Origin of the sequence: Rhodoferax sp. BAB1 (assembly GCF_013334205.1) — a bacterium.
In the GTDB taxonomy this organism is placed as follows: Bacteria; Pseudomonadota; Gammaproteobacteria; order Burkholderiales; family Burkholderiaceae_C; genus Hylemonella.
The window spans coordinates 509,485-526,087 of the sequence record NZ_CP054424.1 but is presented as its reverse complement, the minus strand read 5'-3'; the positions used below and the strand labels follow the sequence as shown (position 1 = coordinate 526,087).

The window sequence follows — 16,603 nt, the reverse complement described above, 5'->3', positions numbered from 1 at the left end:
ACACCATGAAGACAAACACCACCCTCCTCTGCTTCCTGCTGGCCCTGGCCGGCCCGGCGCTGGCCCAGGGCCACGGTGGCCATGAGCCCGGCGTGCTGGTCGCCCAGGCCAAGGCGCCCACGCCGACCCGCGCCGAGGTGCGCAAGGTCGACAAGTCGGCGAAGAAGATCACGCTACGGCACGAGCGCATCGAGAACCTGGACATGGACGGCATGACCATGGTGTTCCAGGTGCAGGATGCCGCGCTGCTGGACCAGGTCAAGGCTGGTGACCAGGTGCGCTTCACGGCCGAGCAGATCCGGGGCGCCTACACAGTGCTCACGATCGAGCCCGTCCGGCCCTAGAACAGGCAAGCCTGGCCCGCGGCCAGGCCGGGCCGGAACTGCGAGAGGTCCAGCACGATGCGTTCGCGGTTCAGGCCGTGGCGCATACAGGCCTTGTGGAAACGCTGACGGATCAGCTCGGCCCACAGGCCGCTGCCCTTCATGCGTGTGGCGTAGTCGCTGTCGTAGTCCTGGCCGCCGCGCATGTCGCGGATGCGCGCCATCACACGCGCGGCCCGCTGCGGGTAGTGCAGCTGCAACCACTGCTGGAACACCTCGTTCAACTCCCAGGGCAGGCGCAGCACGGTGTAGAACGCATTCGTTGCACCCGCCTCGGCCGCCGCTGCCAGCACCTGCTCCATGTCGTCGTTGATGAAGGGGATCTGCGGCGCCACGCTCACGCCGACCGGCACGCCCGCTTCGGCCAGGGCGCGGATGGTGCGCAGGCGGCGCTGCGGCGAGGCGGCGCGCGGCTCCAGCCGGCGCGCAAGCTCGCCGTCCAGCGTGGTGATGGTGACGTAGACCGCGGCCAGACGGTCTTGCGCCATGGGGGCGATCAGGTCCAGGTCGCGCTCCACGCCACTGGATTTGGTGACCAGCGAGAAGGGATGGCGCGCGTCACGCAGCACCTCGATCAAGGAACGCGTGATACCCAGCTCGCGCTCCACCGGCTGGTAGCAGTCGGTGACCGAGCCGATGACGATCATGCTGGGCTGGTAGGACCGTGCCGAGAGTTCGCGCCGCAGCAATGCCGCAAGCCCGCGCTTGGCGATGATCACCCGCTCGAAATCCAGCCCCGGTGACAGGCCCAGGTAGCTGTGCGTGGGCCGGGCATAGCAGTAACTGCAGCCGTGCTCGCAACCGCGGTAGGGGTTGATGGACTGGTCGAAGGCGATGTCCGGCGAATCGTTGCTGACCAGTGCGCTGCGCGCGTCCTCCCAGCGAAGCTCGGTACGCGGCTTCGACGCCGCCTCCGACAAGGCCTCGTCCCAGGTTGACCAGCCGTCGTCGAAGGCCGCGCGCAGATCCTGCTCGAAACGGTGGGCATTACGCGTGGCGGCGCCCCGGCCCTTGAGGGCCTGCAGGGGGATCTTGAATTCGCTCATGGCACCGGCCTGTTCTGATGCCGCAGCATCACATTGATAACTGTATATTTGTACAGTTTACTGACATTCACCACTTCTGTCAGCCCTTCCAGCATCGCCACCACCCGTCGGGGCGGACGACCTTCCATCGACCCACTGCAGCACGCTTGCAACAAGCAGGCCCCGCGCGCATCCTCCGGGCCAGGCCAGTCGCTATAGTGGAGCGCATGACCGCTACCACCCTGCACCAGGAACTCCGTGACCATCCGGCCCGCTGGCTGGCCGGGGGGCTGTGCGCGCTGGCCCTGCTGGTCCTCGCGGGCTGCAGCAGCACCCCCAAATCCGGCGGCAGCGTGGCCAGCGGCCACAGCGAATCGGGCCAGGCCTCTTATTACGGTAATGAGTTCCACGGCCGCAAGACGGCCAACGGCGAGCGTTTCGACCAGGCCAAGCTGACGGCGGCACACCGCACCCTGCCTTTCGGCACGCGGCTCAAGGTCACCAACACGCAGACCGGCAAAAGCGTGCAGGTGCGCGTGAACGACCGTGGGCCTTTTGTGAAGGGGCGCGTGATCGACCTCTCCAGTTCGGCCTTCAAGTCCATCGCCAGCCTGAATGCCGGCGTGGTGCCGGTGCGCATCCAGGTCATCGATTAGGCCCACGCGCCTGTGCTGCGCATAATCGGCGCATGAATCCCACGCACCTGCCCTACCCGGGCGCCATCACCGACGTGGCCGGCATCGAGGTCGGACACCACAGCGACACGCGCCGGCCCACCGGCTGCAGCGTGGTGCTGGCACGCCATGGCGCCGTGGGCGGCGTGGACGTGCGCGGTGCCGCGCCCGGCACACGCGAAACCGATCTGCTGCACCCCGGCAACCTGGTGCCCCATGTGCACGCCGTGCTGCTGGCGGGCGGCAGCGCCTGGGGCCTGGACGCAGCCGGCGGCGTGATGCGCTGGCTGGAAGAAAACGACATCGGCCTGGACACCGGCCACGGCCTGGTGCCCATCGTGCCGGCGGCCGTGGTCTTCGACCTGGGCGTGGGCGACGGCCGTATCCGCCCTGATGCGCAGTCCGGCTACCACGCCTGCGGGGCTGCAAGCCGCAGCGCGCCAGCCCAGGGCAATGTGGGTGCGGGCAGCGGTGCGCTGGTGGGCAAGCTGCTGGGCATGGCTCGCGCGATGAAGGGCGGCGTGGGCACGGCCTCGGTCAGCGCCGGCGGTGTCACCGTGGGTGCGCTGGTGGTCTGCAATGCCGTGGGCGACGTGCTGGAACCGGCGACAGGCCGCGTGATCGCCGGTGCCCGCACACGCGACGGCAAGACGCTGCAGAACACACGCGATGCCCTGCTGGCCGGCCACATGCCGCAGCACCTGCTGGCCGGCAACAACACCACCATCGGCGTGATCGCCACCGACGCGGTATTGACCAAGGCCCAGGCCCAGCGCCTGGCCCAGGTGGCTCACGACGGGCTGGCCCGCAGCATCAACCCCGTGCACACGATGCTCGACGGCGACACGCTGTTCGCGCTGGGCACCGGGACCAGCGGCAAGGAGGCAGACATGCTGCTGCTGGCCACGCTGGCAGCCGAGGCCACCGCACGCGCCGTGGTCAATGCAGTGCAGGCGGCGCAGGGCCTGACGGTTGGCGAGCAGCACTGGCCCAGCGCGGCCGAACTTGCATCGAGCTGAAGCATACATACGCATGCCGGCTGTCCTGCGCCACACCCTGCTCTCGCTGCGCGACCTCTGGGCCTCGGCCGCGCCCTTTGTGCTGCTGGCCCTGCTGCTGCTGACGCTGGCCTACTGGTGGCTGGACCCGATGCCGCCAAAGCGCATCACGCTGGCCACCGGGCCGGCCCAAAGTGCCTATGACGAACTGGGCAAGCGTTATGCCCAGTCCCTGGCGGGCTACGGCATCCAGGTGACGCTGCGGCCCAGCCAGGGCGCAGCGGACAACCTGGCCCTGCTGCGTGCGGGCGAAGTGGACATCGGCTTCGTGCAGGGCGGCACGGCCACGCCGACGGAAGACGACGAGCTCGAATCGCTGGGCAGCCTCTTTGTGGAGCCGGTCTGGCTGTTCTACCGCGCCGACGCCGCGCGCAAGGTGAAGCGCCAGGGCACGCTAGCCGCGCTGGGTGAACTCAAGGGCCTGCGCCTGAACGTGGGCGCCGAGGGCAGCGGCGTGCCGCGCCTGATGGAACGGCTGTTCGAGGCCAACCGCATCGCCCCCAATAGCATGCAGCTCTCGCGCCTGGACCAGACCCCGGCAGTGATGGCGCTGCTGGCTGGCGAGATCGACGCGCTGGTGCTGGCCTCCGCGCCGGAATCGCTGATGGTGCAGATGCTGCTGCAGACGCCGGACGTGCGCCTGATGGATTTCAGCCAGAGTGAGGCCTATGCACGCCGCTTCGCCTTTCTCACACCGGTCACGCTGCCGCGCGGTGTGGTGGACCTGGCGCGGGACATCCCGGCGCAGGATGTACGACTGATCGCCACCACCACCACGCTGCTGGCCACACCCGACGTGCACCCGGCGCTGTTGCAGCTCTTCTCGCAGGCCGCGCTCAAGCTGCACGGACCGGCCGGCTGGTTCAACCGTGCACGTGAATTCCCGAACGCCGGGCAGACCGAGTTCCCGCTGGCCCAGGAAGCCGAGCGCGCGCTCAAGAACGGCGTGCCGCTGCTGCAGCGCTACCTGTCCTTCACGCTGGCCAATCTGCTGGAACGCATGTGGCTGGCGCTGGGCATCATCATCGCCATCCTGCTGCCGCTGAGCCGCATCGTGCCGCCACTCTACGAGTTCCGCATCCGCTCGCGTGTGTTCCGCTGGTACGGACAGCTGCGCCAGATCGAGGAACGCATGCAGTCCGGCAACGGCACACGCGAGGAACTGCTGCAGGCGCTGAACCAGCTGGAAGTGCGCGCAACCCGGGTGAAGGTACCGCTGTCGTATACCGACGAGCTCTACGCCCTGCGCAACTACATCGAGATGGTGCGCAGCCGCCTGCAACGCGGCTGAGGCGGGACCTCAGGCCGGTGGTGGGTCGGCCTGAATGTCCATGTAGACGCTGTTGCGCATGGCCAGCTCGGCCACAGCATCAAAGGCGCGCTCGACCACCGGCCCCTGTGCCACCAGGCGCAACTGCGCCTGCGCCACCAGGCGGTCGAACATGCGCCGTGTCATCGAGTGGTTGGAGCCGCTGGCACTGGAGAACAGGCACAGCGTGGCCGACTCGTTGACCCAGGCCAGTTGCAGGCGCGTCCAGTGCCCGCCCACCAGCAACTCGATCCAGCCGCCCTGCTGCAAATGGTCGAGCGAGAGCAGTGGCGACGCTGCCGCGCTCTCCAGCGGTGCCTGCCCGGTATCGATCTCCCGCTCCACCAGCCCCATGGGCTCGGTCGCCGGGAATTCGCCGGGGAAGTCTGCCGGCACCGTGGACGCAAAGTCGGGTGTTTCACTGCCCCCCAGGTCGTCCATGAAGCCGGAATCCCGTGCTTCCTCGGGCGCCAGCCAGGTCCGGGCCACCGGCTGCTGGGGTACCAGTTTCTGGCTGCGTGCAGCGGACACACCATCGAGCCCGCCCTGGTGCAGGGCGAACAACTGGTCGAGGAAATGCTGCAACTGCTCGGACGGGTAATGGATGCGCTCCAGGCCCCGACGCAGTCCCTGCACCAGCTGCGGGATGAGTTTGGCAAGTTGTGCGGGTTGCTGTCGGGTCTGGTCGGGGCGCACGCTCCAGAACAGGTCTTCGAGCAGGGCCACGTGGTCGGGCTCGCCGGGCTGGTCGACCTTGCCCTCGATCTGGGCCTGCGCCATGACCTGGGCCCAGGGGCCGCAGGCGAAATCCACCACCAGGTCGGGCACCAGCACGGTACCGGGCTGCTTGCGGATGTGCTGCGCAATCTGGTTGGCCAGCTGGTTGCGCTTTTCGGCCTGCTGCAGGGCCTGCACGGCGGCCTGCTGCTGCACCTGGCGGCGTTGCTCGGCCTGCGACCAGATATGGCGCAGGCGCACCAGCACGCGCTCGAAGGTCTCGGACGCACCGGCGGCCGGGTCCAGGCGCACCAGCGTCTCGCGCATGTCGGCCAGGAATTCGTCGAAACCTTCAGCCGCGACGCTTTCGTAAGCGAAGCTGTGTTGCGCCAGCTCCTCCAGCAGCAGGCGCGCCGGGTGCTGCTTGTCGCTGAAGAAGTGCAGGTCGTTGCGGGCCAGTTGCAGCAGGGCCGGCTTGAGCCCGGCGATGAGCTCACGCACCGGCGGCAGGATGCGCTCGTCGCCGGTGATGCCGGCCAGGATGAGCTGGACCACTTCCTGCACCAGCTGGTCGGCGTCCGGCGTGGCGCCCGAGACGAGCCCATGCAGTTGCTGCACGGTCAACTGGCCGGCAACCGCCTGTTGTGCAAGACCACCCTGCAGACCCTGCGGCTGCCCCAGCGACGGCCCCGGTGCCGGCCGGCCCGCCATGGTCTCCCGGGCCGGCGACACCTGGTTCGGCACAGGCCTGGCGCCCGCCGCGCCGGAGGACGCCGTGCGCTGGATGACATAACCCACCGGCTGGACTTTCTGCACCTTCAGATAGGCCAGCAATTCCTGGTAGACCGGACGCAGGCTCTTGCCCAGCAGGGGCACCATGACCTGGCGGCACTGGGTCTGCACCGCGCTGTCGCCCTGCATCTCGCTGATCAGGCCCTGCAGGGCTTCAACGTAGACCTCGGGCCGGAAGGGATTGCGCTCCGGACGCACCTGGTCGAAGCCCAGGATGGCGCTGACCAGGGTGTTGAGTTCGGTCAGTTCGTTCTCGGCATCCATCAGCGCCTGCTGCAGGCCGCGCACGGCGCTGATGCGCGTCTGCACTTCCTGCTCGTCCATCAGTTCGAGTTGCTCAAACTTGATGCTGGACGGTCCGGCGTCCAGGGTGGTCGTCACCGGGCCGTCCCCCAGTTCGCGCTCGAAGGAGCGCTGCAGGGCCTCGGGGAAGCGCGCACGCATTTCCGGCGCAGACTGCGCCAGGGCGGAGACCACCCGGGCGCGCGCATCACGTGCCAGCAGGTCACGTGTCTGGTCGATCTGACGCTGCAAGGTCTCTCGCGTCTGACGCAGCAGGCTGTCCATGACGTCCAGCCCGCGGCGCGAAGCCTCCCAGATCAGGCCATCGAGCTGGGTACTGCGGGCAACCGCTGGTGGACGTGGGCTCATGGTCTGTTCCTGCTGGAGGGACGATGGAGGCGGCTAGCTTATTTGAGCGCCTTGAAGCGCACCCGGTGCGGCTTGGCGCCCTCTTCACCCAGGCGCTTCTTCTTGTCGGCCTCGTACTCCTGGTAGTTGCCGTCGAAGAAGGTCCACTGGCTGTCGCCTTCGGCGGCCAGGATGTGGGTACAGATGCGGTCCAGGAACCAGCGGTCGTGGCTGATGACCATGACAGAGCCGGCGAACTCCAGCAGCGCGTCTTCCAGCGCACGCAGGGTTTCCACGTCCAGATCGTTGGAGGGCTCGTCCAGCAGCAGGGTGTTACCGCCGGCGATCAGGGTCTTGGCCAGGTGCAGGCGTCCGCGCTCGCCGCCCGACAGCGTGCCCACGCGTTTCTGCTGGTCGCCGCCGTTGAAGTTGAAACGGCCGCAGTAGGCGCGGCTGGCCATCTGGAACTTGCCCACGGTCAGGATGTCCAGTCCGCCGGACACGTCTTCCCAGACGGTCTTCTCGTTGGACAGGTCGTCACGCGTCTGGTCGACGAAGGCCATCTTCACGGTCTGGCCGATCTTGACCTCGCCGCTGTCCGGCTTTTCCTTACCGGCGATCAGCTTGAACAGAGTCGACTTGCCGGCGCCGTTGGGGCCGATGATGCCGACGATGGCGCCCGCGGGCACCTTGAAGCTCAGGTTGTCGATCAGCAGGCGGTCGCCAAAGGACTTGCTGACGTTCTTGAACTCGATGACTTCATTGCCCAGGCGATCCGCCACGGGGATGAAGATTTCCTGCGTCTCGTTGCGCTTCTGGTATTCGAAATCGCTCAGTTCCTCGAAGCGGGCCAGGCGGGCCTTGCTCTTGGCCTGGCGTGCCTTGGGGTTCTGGCGTGCCCACTCCAGCTCCTTCTTCAGGGCCTTGGCGCGGGACTCTTCGCCCTTCTGCTCCTGCTCCAGGCGGGCCTGCTTCTGCTGCAGCCACTCGCTGTAGTTGCCCTTGTAGGGAATGCCCGAGCCCCGGTCCATTTCCAGGATCCATTCGGCTGCGTTGTCCAGGAAGTAGCGGTCGTGGGTGATGGCCACCACGGTGCCGGAATAACGCTGCAGGAACTGCTCCAGCCAGTCCACCGATTCGGCGTCCAGGTGGTTGGTCGGCTCGTCCAGCAACAGCATGTCGGGTTTGGACAGCAGCAGGCGGCACAGGGCCACCCGGCGCTTCTCGCCGCCGGAGAGCTTGCCGATCACGGCGTCCCAGGGCGGCAGGCGCAGCGCGTCGGCGGCGATCTCCAGCTGGTGCTCGCCGCCGTCGCCGGCGGTGGCGATGATGGCTTCGAGCTTGGCCTGCTCGGCGGCCAGGGCATCGAAGTCGGCGTTCTCGTCCGCGTAGGCCGCGTACACCTCTTCCAGCCGGGCCTGGGCGGCCTTGGATTCACCCATGCCGCCTTCGACGGCCTGGCGCACGGTTTCATTGGGGTCGAGCTGCGGCTCCTGCGGCAGGTAGCCGATCTTCAGGCCGGCCATGGGGATGGCCTCGCCCTCGAACTCCTTGTCCACGCCGGCCATGATCTTGAGCAGGGTGGACTTGCCCGAGCCGTTGAGGCCCAGCACGCCGATCTTGGCGCCGGGGAAGAAGGACAGGGAGATGTCCTTGAGGATGTAACGCTTCGGCGGAATGATCTTGCCGAGGCGGTTCATGGAAAAGACGTATTGGGCCATGAGCGGTGAATTCTGCGGGGGTAAAACCCGCATTATCCCCGCCCGACAGGCCCCGGGCCGCTCCGTTCAGGATTTGGGCGGGTTGCGGGCGTTCAGCAGGGCCGCCTGGGCCACGGCGTCCAGCGCGTTGTCCACCATGTGGCGCTCGGACACGATGCGCATGATGCCGCGCGTGCGCAGCTGCTCCATGGTGCGGCGCGACATGGAGTGCGCCAGCCCCTTGCCCGAGATGAACATGAAGAGCGTGCGGTGCGGGCTGGCCCAGGTCAGCTGGGCGCGAACCCACTCGCCCTTGAGCTGCAGCTCGACCCAGCAGCCGATGGCCAGATCGGCCGCGTTCCAGGCGCTGGACACGGACGCGCCACCGGGCGCCGTGGCCGGCATGACATCCCCCTCGGGCAGGTAACCGGCCTCGTCGGCCTCGTGGCCGGCCATCCAGATCTGGTCGGCGTCGGCCGCCTCGATGACGCCGAAGCCGGTGCTCTCCTCGCCCGAATCCTGCGAAAACTCCTCGGGCAGTTCGTCGGGCATGCCCTCGAGCTCGGTCACCTCCAGGCCGTCCATGGGGTCTCCCAGGTCGGCTGGCGCCTGGGTCGGCCTGGTCGCCTTGGTCGGCGCGGGCGCCTTGATCTTGGGCGCCTCGAAGGCCTTCTCGTGCAGGGCGATCAGCTGGTCCAGGAAACGCGGGATGCGCTCCGGCGGGTATTCGATGAGCAGCAAGCCATGGCGCAGCTTGACCAGCAGATTGGGCACCAGCTGCACCAGGCGGTCCCGGTTGCGCCGCGCCAGCTTGACCTGCACGCTCCAGATCAGGTCATCCACCAGGTCCAGGTAACCCTGGGCGTCGGTCGTGCCGTCGGCGTTGCGCAGCTGCGATTCGGCCACCACCTGGGCCCAGGGGCCGCACAGGAAGGCCACCACGAAATCCGGGACCTTCTTCTCGCGCAGGCGCTCCTGGAAATCCGCCACCAGCCGCTGCGCCAGCATGTTGCGCTGCTCGGCATGCATCAGCGCGCGTGCGGCGTCTTCCTGCTTCGCGCGCAGTTCCAGGTCCACACGCGACCACTGGGCGTCCAGCATGGTCAGCGCCCGGGCAAAGGACTCGGGCTGACCGTCGCTGCCCAGCAGCTCGAGCACCGACGATGACACCATCTTGAGAAAGCGCTGGAAACGCTCGTCGTTCTCGGTCTTGTAACCCAGGCTCTGGTGCGTGATGCGGTCCAGGAACTGGCGCGCCGGGTGCTTGCGCTCACTGAAGAAACGCGGATCGGCCTGGGCCAGGCGCAACAGCAGAGGCTCCAGCTCCTTGACCTGGGCCCGCACCGGTGGCAACAGGCGCTGGTCCTTGCCCAGGTTCTCCAGCATGAGACGCACCACCTCCTCGCCCAATTGCTGGCCCAGCTCACGATTCATGTTCTTGCCGGCCCCCTTGGCCGTGGCCTTGGCCTCCGTGAGGGCGCGTTCGCTCAGGCGCTTGATCATGGGTTCAACCATGCGCAGGTCTTCCAGCGCCACCATGGAGGCCGGCACCGTGTGCAGGAAATCCGTTCTCCGGTTGGCCCCACCGCTGAGATCGATCTCTGCCGTCAACAGGCGGCGCAGCTTGTCCAGCGTGAGCATGGTGCGGGTGACCGGGTGCTCGACCGGCGTGCCGCCCGGCGCCGGCGCGGCGGAGGTCAGCAGCGGCACCACCGGCTCGATCCCCTGCGAACGCAGCCAGTCGCCCAGCTCCTTGTAGAGCGTACGCAGGCTGTGGCCCATGATGCCGGCGGCCGGGGTGATCAGTGCGGTGCGCGCCTGCTCGCTGGGCACGTGTTGCAGCAGGGTTTCGCGCAGGGCACGGGCAAAGGTCTCGGGGCGCAGGGGGTTGAGGTGGGCCTGCACCGACATCCAGCCCATCAGGCTGCTGATCAGCGCATTGAGCGGCGGCATCACCTCGTCCACCGCCATCTGGATCTCCTGCTGCGCCATGGCGAACTCGATGTTGGCGTCGAGCTGGCCCTCGTCGAGCAACTGGATGTCCTCGAAGCGCACCAGCGCCTCCGGGTCGCTGGCATGGCTGCCGCTGCGGTAGATCGCCAGGCGCAACTGCACGCCGAAAGTGGCGCGCACGGCCTCAGCCTGGCGGCGCAAGTCCTCGACGATGGGCTGGCTCAGACCGCGCTGGTTGACCTTGGAGACCTTGCCGCTCACCTGCTGCATGGCGATGTCCAGGCCCTTGATCACATCATCGATCAGCGAGCCGGACTGCTCCAGCACCGCCTCGATGCAGTCGTGCAGGGAAGGCTTCTCGGCGGTCGGATCATCCGACACACCCAGGCGCCGCATGCGAAACTTTTTCATGGATTCTTTGTTCATTGCCCGGGCTCGGGCCCGGTACTTGTTACATTTTCCACCGAGTACATGACAGCGCCCACGCCCTGACAACATTTTGTTACGGGTATGACAAAAATGGCGAGAAGGAACAATTTCCGTCAAATAAGGCCGCTTGGCAAGCGCCATCAGCCGAAGCATGCGACAATGATGTCCGTTGCCGTTCAGTTGCGCGCAACATCAGCACACTGCTGGGGGCTTAGTCACCGCGTTCCGCGGATCGATGGTCCCACCCTTGAACCCTATCTGCCTTTGACTGGCCAGGTGCCCCAGGTACCTGTACTGGCCGATATCCCAGCGCCCGGATGGGCGCCATCTACATGAACTTTGAAGATCTGAAACTGGCTCCGGCCATCCTGAAGGCCGTGCGCGAGCAGGGCTACGAGACCCCCACGGCCATCCAGGCCCAGGCGATTCCGCTGGTGCTCGAGGGCCACGACCTGCTGGGCGGCGCCCAGACCGGTACCGGCAAGACCGCCGCCTTCACCCTGCCCCTGCTGCACCGCCTCACCATGAGCCGCAGCGCCCAGAACAAATGGGGCGGCACCGGCATCCGTGCCCTGGTGCTCACCCCCACGCGCGAGCTGGCCGCCCAGGTCGAGGAATCGGTGCAGACCTACGGCAAGTACCTGCAGCTGAGCTCCACCGTGGTCTTCGGCGGTGTCGGCATGAACCCGCAGATCAGCCGCCTGAAAAAGGGCGTGGACATCCTGGTCGCCACCCCGGGCCGCCTGCTAGACCTGCAGCAGCAGGGTTTCCTGGACCTGTCCACGGTGCAGACCCTGGTGCTGGACGAAGCCGACCGCATGCTGGACATGGGCTTCATCCACGACGTCAAGAAGGTGCTGGCCCTGGTGCCCAAGGAAAAGCAGAGCCTGCTGTTCTCCGCCACCTTCAGCGACGAGATCCGTGAGCTGGCCAACGGCCTGCTCAAGAACCCTCAGAGCGTGCAGGTCACGCCGCGCAACACCACGGTGCAGCGCATCACCCAGGTCATCCACCCGGTGGGCCGTGGCAAGAAGAAGGCCCTGCTGGCGCACATCATCAAGGAACACGACTGGAGCCAGGTGCTGGTCTTCGTGCGCACCAAGTTCGGCGCCAACAACGTGGCCGAGTACCTGGAGAAGAACGGCATCACCGCCATGGCCCTGCACGGCAACAAGAGCCAGGGTGCCCGCACCCAGGCGTTGGCCGGCTTCAAGAGCGGCGACGTCCGCGCCCTGGTGGCCACCGACATCGCCGCGCGCGGCATCGACATCGACGATCTGCCGCACGTGGTGAACTACGAGATCCCCAACGTCAGCGAAGACTATGTGCACCGCATCGGCCGCACCGGCCGCGCCGGCGCCGACGGCGCCGCTGTCAACCTGGTGTGCCTGGACGAGGAAGGCTTCATGGCCGACATCGAGCGCTTCACCAAGCAGAAGATCGAGGTGCAGGTGGTCGAAGGCTTCGGTCCCGAGCCGGGCGAGCGTGCCGAGCCCATCGCCATGGGTCGCCAGACCATCTGGGGCGGCGCCGGCAAGCCGCCGAGCCGCGAAGTCATGGCCGCAGCCGCCAAGGCTGCGCGCTCCGAGATGATGCAGCGCATGCGCGACAACAAGGCCGGCCAGGGCGAACGCAGCAAGGGCGGCGGCCAGGGTCAGGGCCAGCGCAGCGGCGGCGGACAGAACCAGCCGCGTGGCGGCCAGTCCAAACCCCAGGGTCAGCGTGCCCAGGGCCAGGGACAAGGTCAGGGCCAGGGTCGCAACAACGAGCAGCGCCGCAGCAACAACGGCCCGCGTGCTCAGGGTCAGGGCGGTGGCAACGGCGGTCAGCCCGATCCGCTACGCACCGGTACCGATGCCCTGAGCCAGGGCGGTCGCCGTCGCGGGGGCGCAGGCGGTGGACGCGGCCGTTCCGGCGGTGGCCAGGGTAGCGGTGGCGGTGGCGGCGGAGTCGATCCGCTGCGTACCAACTACGGCCGCATCAGCCACTGAACGCGGCTCGACCCGGTACCCAAACGGCCCTGCGGGGCCGTTTTTTCTGGCCGACCGCAAGCCGGCGCTAGCATAGGCACATGAACCATGACACCACAGCCATCCGATACGGCCTGCAAGGCCGCGTCTGCATCGTCACCGGCGGCGCCCAGGGCATAGGCGAGGCCTGCGTGCGCCGCTTCGCGCGCGAGGGTGCACCGGTGGTCATCGCCGACATCGCCGATGACCGCGGCCAGGCCCTGGCCGAGGAACTCGGTGCGCTTTACGTGCACTGCGACGTCGGCGACAAGGGCCAGGTCGAGGCCCTGGTGACACGCTGTCTGTCAGCGCACGGGCGCATCGACGTGCTGGTCAACAACGCCGGCATCTTCAAGGCCGCCGATTTCCTGGACATCAGCGAAGCCGACTTCGACGCCGTGCTGCGCATCAACCTCAAGGGCGCCTTCCTGGTCGGCCAGGCCGTGGCGCGTGCCATGGCCCAGGCCGGGCGCGGTGCCATCGTCAACATGAGCTCGGTCAACGGTGTGCTGGCCATCCCCAACATTGCCAGCTACAACGTCAGCAAGGGCGGCATCAACCAGCTCACGCGTGTGATGGCGCTGGCACTGGCCGACAAGGGCATCCGGGTCAACGCCGTGGCACCGGGCACCATTGCCACCGAACTGGCGGCGCAGGCCGTGCTGACCAGCGCCGAGGCCAAGACCCGGATCCTCAGCCGCACACCCATGAAACGCCTGGGCGAACCCGGCGAAATTGCCGATGTGGTGGCCTGGCTGGCCAGCGATGCGGCCAGCTACGTCACGGGTGAAATCGTCACCGCCGACGGTGGTCGCATGGCGCTGAACTACACCGTACCGGTCTGAGCGGCGGAAAAACGTTCAGCCTCGCACGAACAGCGTGATCAGCGGGTCGGGGCCGACCTGGCGGCTCCAGTGGCCGTGCACGGCCGGATCGAAGGTGGCGCCCTCGGGCAGCAGATCGGCCGAATGGAAGTGCTGGCCGGGACCGAACACGCGCGACACCCCCCCTTGCAGGCCGATCTCCATCTGCCCCTGCAGGATGAAACACCACTGGGGTGCCCCGGTGCAGTGGAAGCTGCTGCGAAAACCCACCGGGCTCATGCGCAGCTGGTAGCCGCCGCTGGCAAAGACCTCGGACAGCATGGACTGCGGCGTGCCTTCGTTCAGCGGAATCTGCTCCTCGCGAAAGCGTGCACGGCCATCGGTGTCGGTGTAGAGAACGATCTGGGTGAAGCTGGACATAAGGGTTTCCATTGGCGGTGACAGTCGTCAATTATTCCCCAGCCGCACGGTACAAGCGTGAAAACGGTATGCTTGAAGTCCTTTTCGACAGACCCCCTGACCACCATGAGATTCCTGCACACCATGCTGCGCGTCGGCGACATGCAGCGCTCCATCGACTTCTACACCCGCGTCATGGGCATGCAGCTGCTGCGCACCACCGACCGGCCCGAACAGAAGTATTCACTTGCCTTCGTGGGCTACGCCAGCAACCCGGAGCAGGCCGAACTCGAACTGACCTACAACTACGGCGTCGACCAATACGAGATGGGTGGGGCCTACGGCCACGTCGCCCTGGGCGTGGAGGACATCTACGCCAGCTGCGAACAGATCCGCGCCAAGGGCGGCAACATCACGCGCGAACCCGGCCCGGTCAAGGGCGGGGGCACGCTGATCGCCTTCATCACCGACCCCGACGGCTACAAGATCGAGCTGATCCAGCGCGACGCCTGAGACCGGCGACGCAGCCGTGCCCCGGGCGCGGGATGTGACTTTTCCGTCATAAGTCGCAGAACATGCCGTGCGGGGCTCGCCCGCCGGCAGCAAGTCGCGCTAGGATGGGGCGTGCGGACCCACCCTGTCCGCCAGGACGAGGGTCATTCCAACCGCGAGGTCCCGCACCTTGAGAGCGTTCGTGAAGCTGCTAGGCAGGCTGCATCCCCCATCGGCAGAACCCGAGGTGCTGCTCGACTGGCGTGCCCGCATCCTCTCGACCGTCCTGATGTTCGTGGCCCTGCTCGGGGCCCTGACGGCCGTCCCCAGCGTCTGGCTGGCCCTGCGCCACGAGTTGTGGGCCATCGCCTGGATCGACCTCGCCGCCCTGGCCTGGGTGCTGGTCCTGTGGCGGCACAAGCGCCTGTCCTACCGCTTGCGCGCCTGGAACCTGCTGGCCCTGATCTATCTGCTCGGTGTCTGGTTCCTGATGCACATCGGGCCGGTCAGCCAGATCTACCTGATGGCCTTTCCCGTCATGGCTGCGCTGCTGCTGGGTCTGCGCCCGGCCCTGCTGGCGCTGGTGGTGAATGCCCTGACCCTGATGAGCCTGGGTTACCTGGCGAATGCCGACCTGCACGTGCCCGGCTTCGAGTCACGCCCCTTCATCGAATGGGTCGTCATCACGATCAACTTCATCTTCATCAATACCGTCATCACGATCTCCTGCGCCGTGCTGCTCAGCCAGCTGGAACGTTCGCTCGAACGCCAGCTGGTGATCTCGCGCTCTCTGGCGCAAGGCCAGGAGGACCTCAAGCGCGTCAACGAGGAATTGCAGCACACCGCCTCCGCACTCAACCGTCTGGCCTATTTCGACGAACTCACCGGCCTGCCCAACCGGCGCATGCTGATGGACCGCCTGGGCCAGGCCCTGGCTGCCGCCCGCCGCAGCCCGATGAGCGGCACCCTGCTCTACCTGGACCTGGACCGCTTCAAGAACATCAACGATGCGCGTGGCCACGCCGCCGGCGATGCCCTGCTGCTGGCCGTGGCGCAGCGCCTGGGCGGCCTGATGCGCGAAGAAGATACCGTGGCGCGCCTGGGTGGCGACGAATTCGTGATCCTCTCGCCCCGCTCGGCGCAGGAACACGATGGCGATGCGCGGGCTGCCCGGGTCGTGGCGGGCAAGGTGCGCGAAGCCTTCGAGCAGCCCTTCATCCTGGACGGCCAACCCTACAGCGCCAGCGCCAGCATCGGCGTGGTCGTGCTGGGGCCTGCCGCACAGAGCGCCGAGGAACTGCTACGCAACGCCGACACCGCCATGTACCGCGCCAAGGCAGCGGGGCGCAGCCGCATCGCCTTTTTCGAGGCAGCCATGCAGAGGGAGGTCGAAGAGCAGCTGGCATTGGAAAGCGAGTTGGCGCAGGCCATTGCCCAGGACCAGCTGGCCCTGCACCTGCAGTCCCAGGTGGACGCGGCCGGCACGGTGGTCGGGGTGGAGGTTCTGCTGCGCTGGACGCACCCGCTGCACGGCGCGGTGCCGCCAGCGCGTTTCATCCCCATCGCCGAAGAGAGCAGCCTGATCCTGCGCCTGGGCCGGTGGGTGCTGGAGCAGGCCTGCCACATCCAGCGGCAGTTGCTGGCCGCAGGCCATGCCATCCCGGTCTCGCTCAATGTCAGCCCGCGCCAGTTCCATCAGGCCGATTTTGTCGAACAGGTGCTGGCCGTGCTCGAGCACAGCGGCGCCCGCGCAGACCTGCTGGTCTTCGAGGTCACCGAGGGCCTGCTGCTGGAAAATCTGGAACGCACCATCCCGCGCATGGACGCGCTGGCCCTGCTCGGCATCCGCTTCTCGATCGACGACTTCGGCACGGGTTATTCCAGCCTGGCCTACCTCAAGCGCCTGCCGCTGCACGAACTCAAGATCGACCGCAGCTTCATCGAGGACACGCCGCACGATCCGGGCGATACCGCCATCGTCGAGATGGTCCTCTCCATGGCCCGGCATCTGGGCCTCAAGGTGGTGGCCGAGGGCGTGGAGACGCGCGCGCAAGCCGACTTCCTGTCGGCCCACGGCTGCGACGCCTTGCAGGGTTTTCTCTACGCGCGCCCGCAGCCGCTGGACGACTGGCTGCGGGTCACCCACCACAGTTCCAGCCTCTTCGCCCCCCTGTGAACCCGACCTTCCAGCTCCCCCCGCCTCTGCGTG

13 protein-coding genes are annotated in these 16,603 nt (G+C 67.3%); 8 read left to right on the top strand and 5 right to left on the bottom strand.

Translation table 11 applies throughout. The annotated features are described in order from the left end of the window. Window positions 1-5: 5 nt before the first annotated feature. Complete coding sequence (locus HTY51_RS02575) at window positions 6-344, top strand: copper-binding protein (protein ID WP_174251263.1); 339 nt, start codon at window positions 6-8, stop codon at window positions 342-344. Here the strand turns inward: HTY51_RS02575 and HTY51_RS02570 are convergent. Further along, entirely contained in the window at window positions 341-1,429 is a 1,089-nt protein-coding gene (locus HTY51_RS02570) for a PA0069 family radical SAM protein (protein ID WP_174251262.1), read from the bottom strand. The two genes, HTY51_RS02575 and HTY51_RS02570, sit on opposite strands and share 4 nt — an antisense overlap. 206 nt (window positions 1,430-1,635) lie before the next feature. Here HTY51_RS02570 and HTY51_RS02565 point away from each other — a divergent pair, with 206 nt between their 5' ends. The 3 genes from HTY51_RS02565 to HTY51_RS02555 are packed head-to-tail and all read left to right on the top strand — an operon-like array spanning window position 1,636 to window position 4,431. After that, on the top strand, window positions 1,636-2,064 hold the full coding sequence (locus HTY51_RS02565; RefSeq protein WP_174251261.1) for a septal ring lytic transglycosylase RlpA family protein: 429 nt from the start codon (window positions 1,636-1,638) through the stop codon (window positions 2,062-2,064). A gap of 32 nt (window positions 2,065-2,096) precedes the next feature. Then, window positions 2,097-3,101 carry a P1 family peptidase gene (locus tag HTY51_RS02560; RefSeq protein ID WP_174251260.1) on the top strand — a complete coding sequence of 335 codons (1,005 nt, stop codon included), beginning with the start codon at window positions 2,097-2,099 and terminating at the stop codon, window positions 3,099-3,101. A gap of 13 nt (window positions 3,102-3,114) precedes the next feature. Further along, on the top strand, window positions 3,115-4,431 hold the full coding sequence (locus HTY51_RS02555; RefSeq protein ID WP_174251259.1) for a TAXI family TRAP transporter solute-binding subunit: 1,317 nt from the start codon (window positions 3,115-3,117) through the stop codon (window positions 4,429-4,431). A 9-nt stretch (window positions 4,432-4,440) separates the two neighbouring features. Here the strand turns inward: HTY51_RS02555 and HTY51_RS02550 are convergent, their stop codons facing one another. The 3 genes from HTY51_RS02550 to HTY51_RS02540 all read right to left on the bottom strand — a co-directional run bounded on the left by HTY51_RS02550 (window position 4,441) and on the right by HTY51_RS02540 (window position 10,652). Next, the gene (locus HTY51_RS02550; RefSeq protein WP_174251258.1) at window positions 4,441-6,609 is read right to left on the bottom strand and encodes a DUF1631 family protein; all 2,169 of its coding nucleotides are present in this window, start codon (window positions 6,607-6,609) and stop codon (window positions 4,441-4,443) included. Window positions 6,610-6,647: 38 nt separating this feature from the next. Continuing rightward, on the bottom strand, window positions 6,648-8,309 hold the full coding sequence (gene ettA, locus HTY51_RS02545; RefSeq protein WP_174251257.1) for an energy-dependent translational throttle protein EttA: 1,662 nt from the start codon (window positions 8,307-8,309) through the stop codon (window positions 6,648-6,650). A gap of 66 nt (window positions 8,310-8,375) precedes the next feature. After that, entirely contained in the window at window positions 8,376-10,652 is a 2,277-nt protein-coding gene (locus HTY51_RS02540; protein WP_174251256.1) for a DUF1631 family protein, read from the bottom strand. A gap of 350 nt (window positions 10,653-11,002) precedes the next feature. On the opposite strand from HTY51_RS02540, the gene HTY51_RS02535 reads away from it, so the two are divergent. Continuing rightward, window positions 11,003-12,661, top strand: coding sequence for a DEAD/DEAH box helicase (locus tag HTY51_RS02535; RefSeq protein WP_174251255.1), 1,659 nt, complete (start codon window positions 11,003-11,005; stop codon window positions 12,659-12,661). Between the two features lie 80 nt (window positions 12,662-12,741). Continuing rightward, complete coding sequence (locus HTY51_RS02530; RefSeq protein WP_174251254.1) at window positions 12,742-13,524, top strand: SDR family NAD(P)-dependent oxidoreductase; 783 nt, start codon at window positions 12,742-12,744, stop codon at window positions 13,522-13,524. Between the two features lie 15 nt (window positions 13,525-13,539). Here the strand turns inward: HTY51_RS02530 and HTY51_RS02525 are convergent, their stop codons facing one another. Then, on the bottom strand, window positions 13,540-13,923 hold the full coding sequence (locus HTY51_RS02525; protein ID WP_174251253.1) for a hypothetical protein: 384 nt from the start codon (window positions 13,921-13,923) through the stop codon (window positions 13,540-13,542). 105 nt (window positions 13,924-14,028) lie between these two features. On the opposite strand from HTY51_RS02525, the gene gloA reads away from it, so the two are divergent. Then, window positions 14,029-14,415 (top strand): lactoylglutathione lyase, encoded by a 387-nt coding sequence (gene gloA / locus HTY51_RS02520; protein WP_174251252.1) that lies wholly within the window; start codon window positions 14,029-14,031, stop codon window positions 14,413-14,415. A 181-nt stretch (window positions 14,416-14,596) separates the two neighbouring features. Further along, window positions 14,597-16,570 carry a bifunctional diguanylate cyclase/phosphodiesterase gene (locus HTY51_RS02515; protein WP_254606962.1) on the top strand — a complete coding sequence of 658 codons (1,974 nt, stop codon included), beginning with the start codon at window positions 14,597-14,599 and terminating at the stop codon, window positions 16,568-16,570. Window positions 16,571-16,603 lie beyond the last annotated feature (33 nt).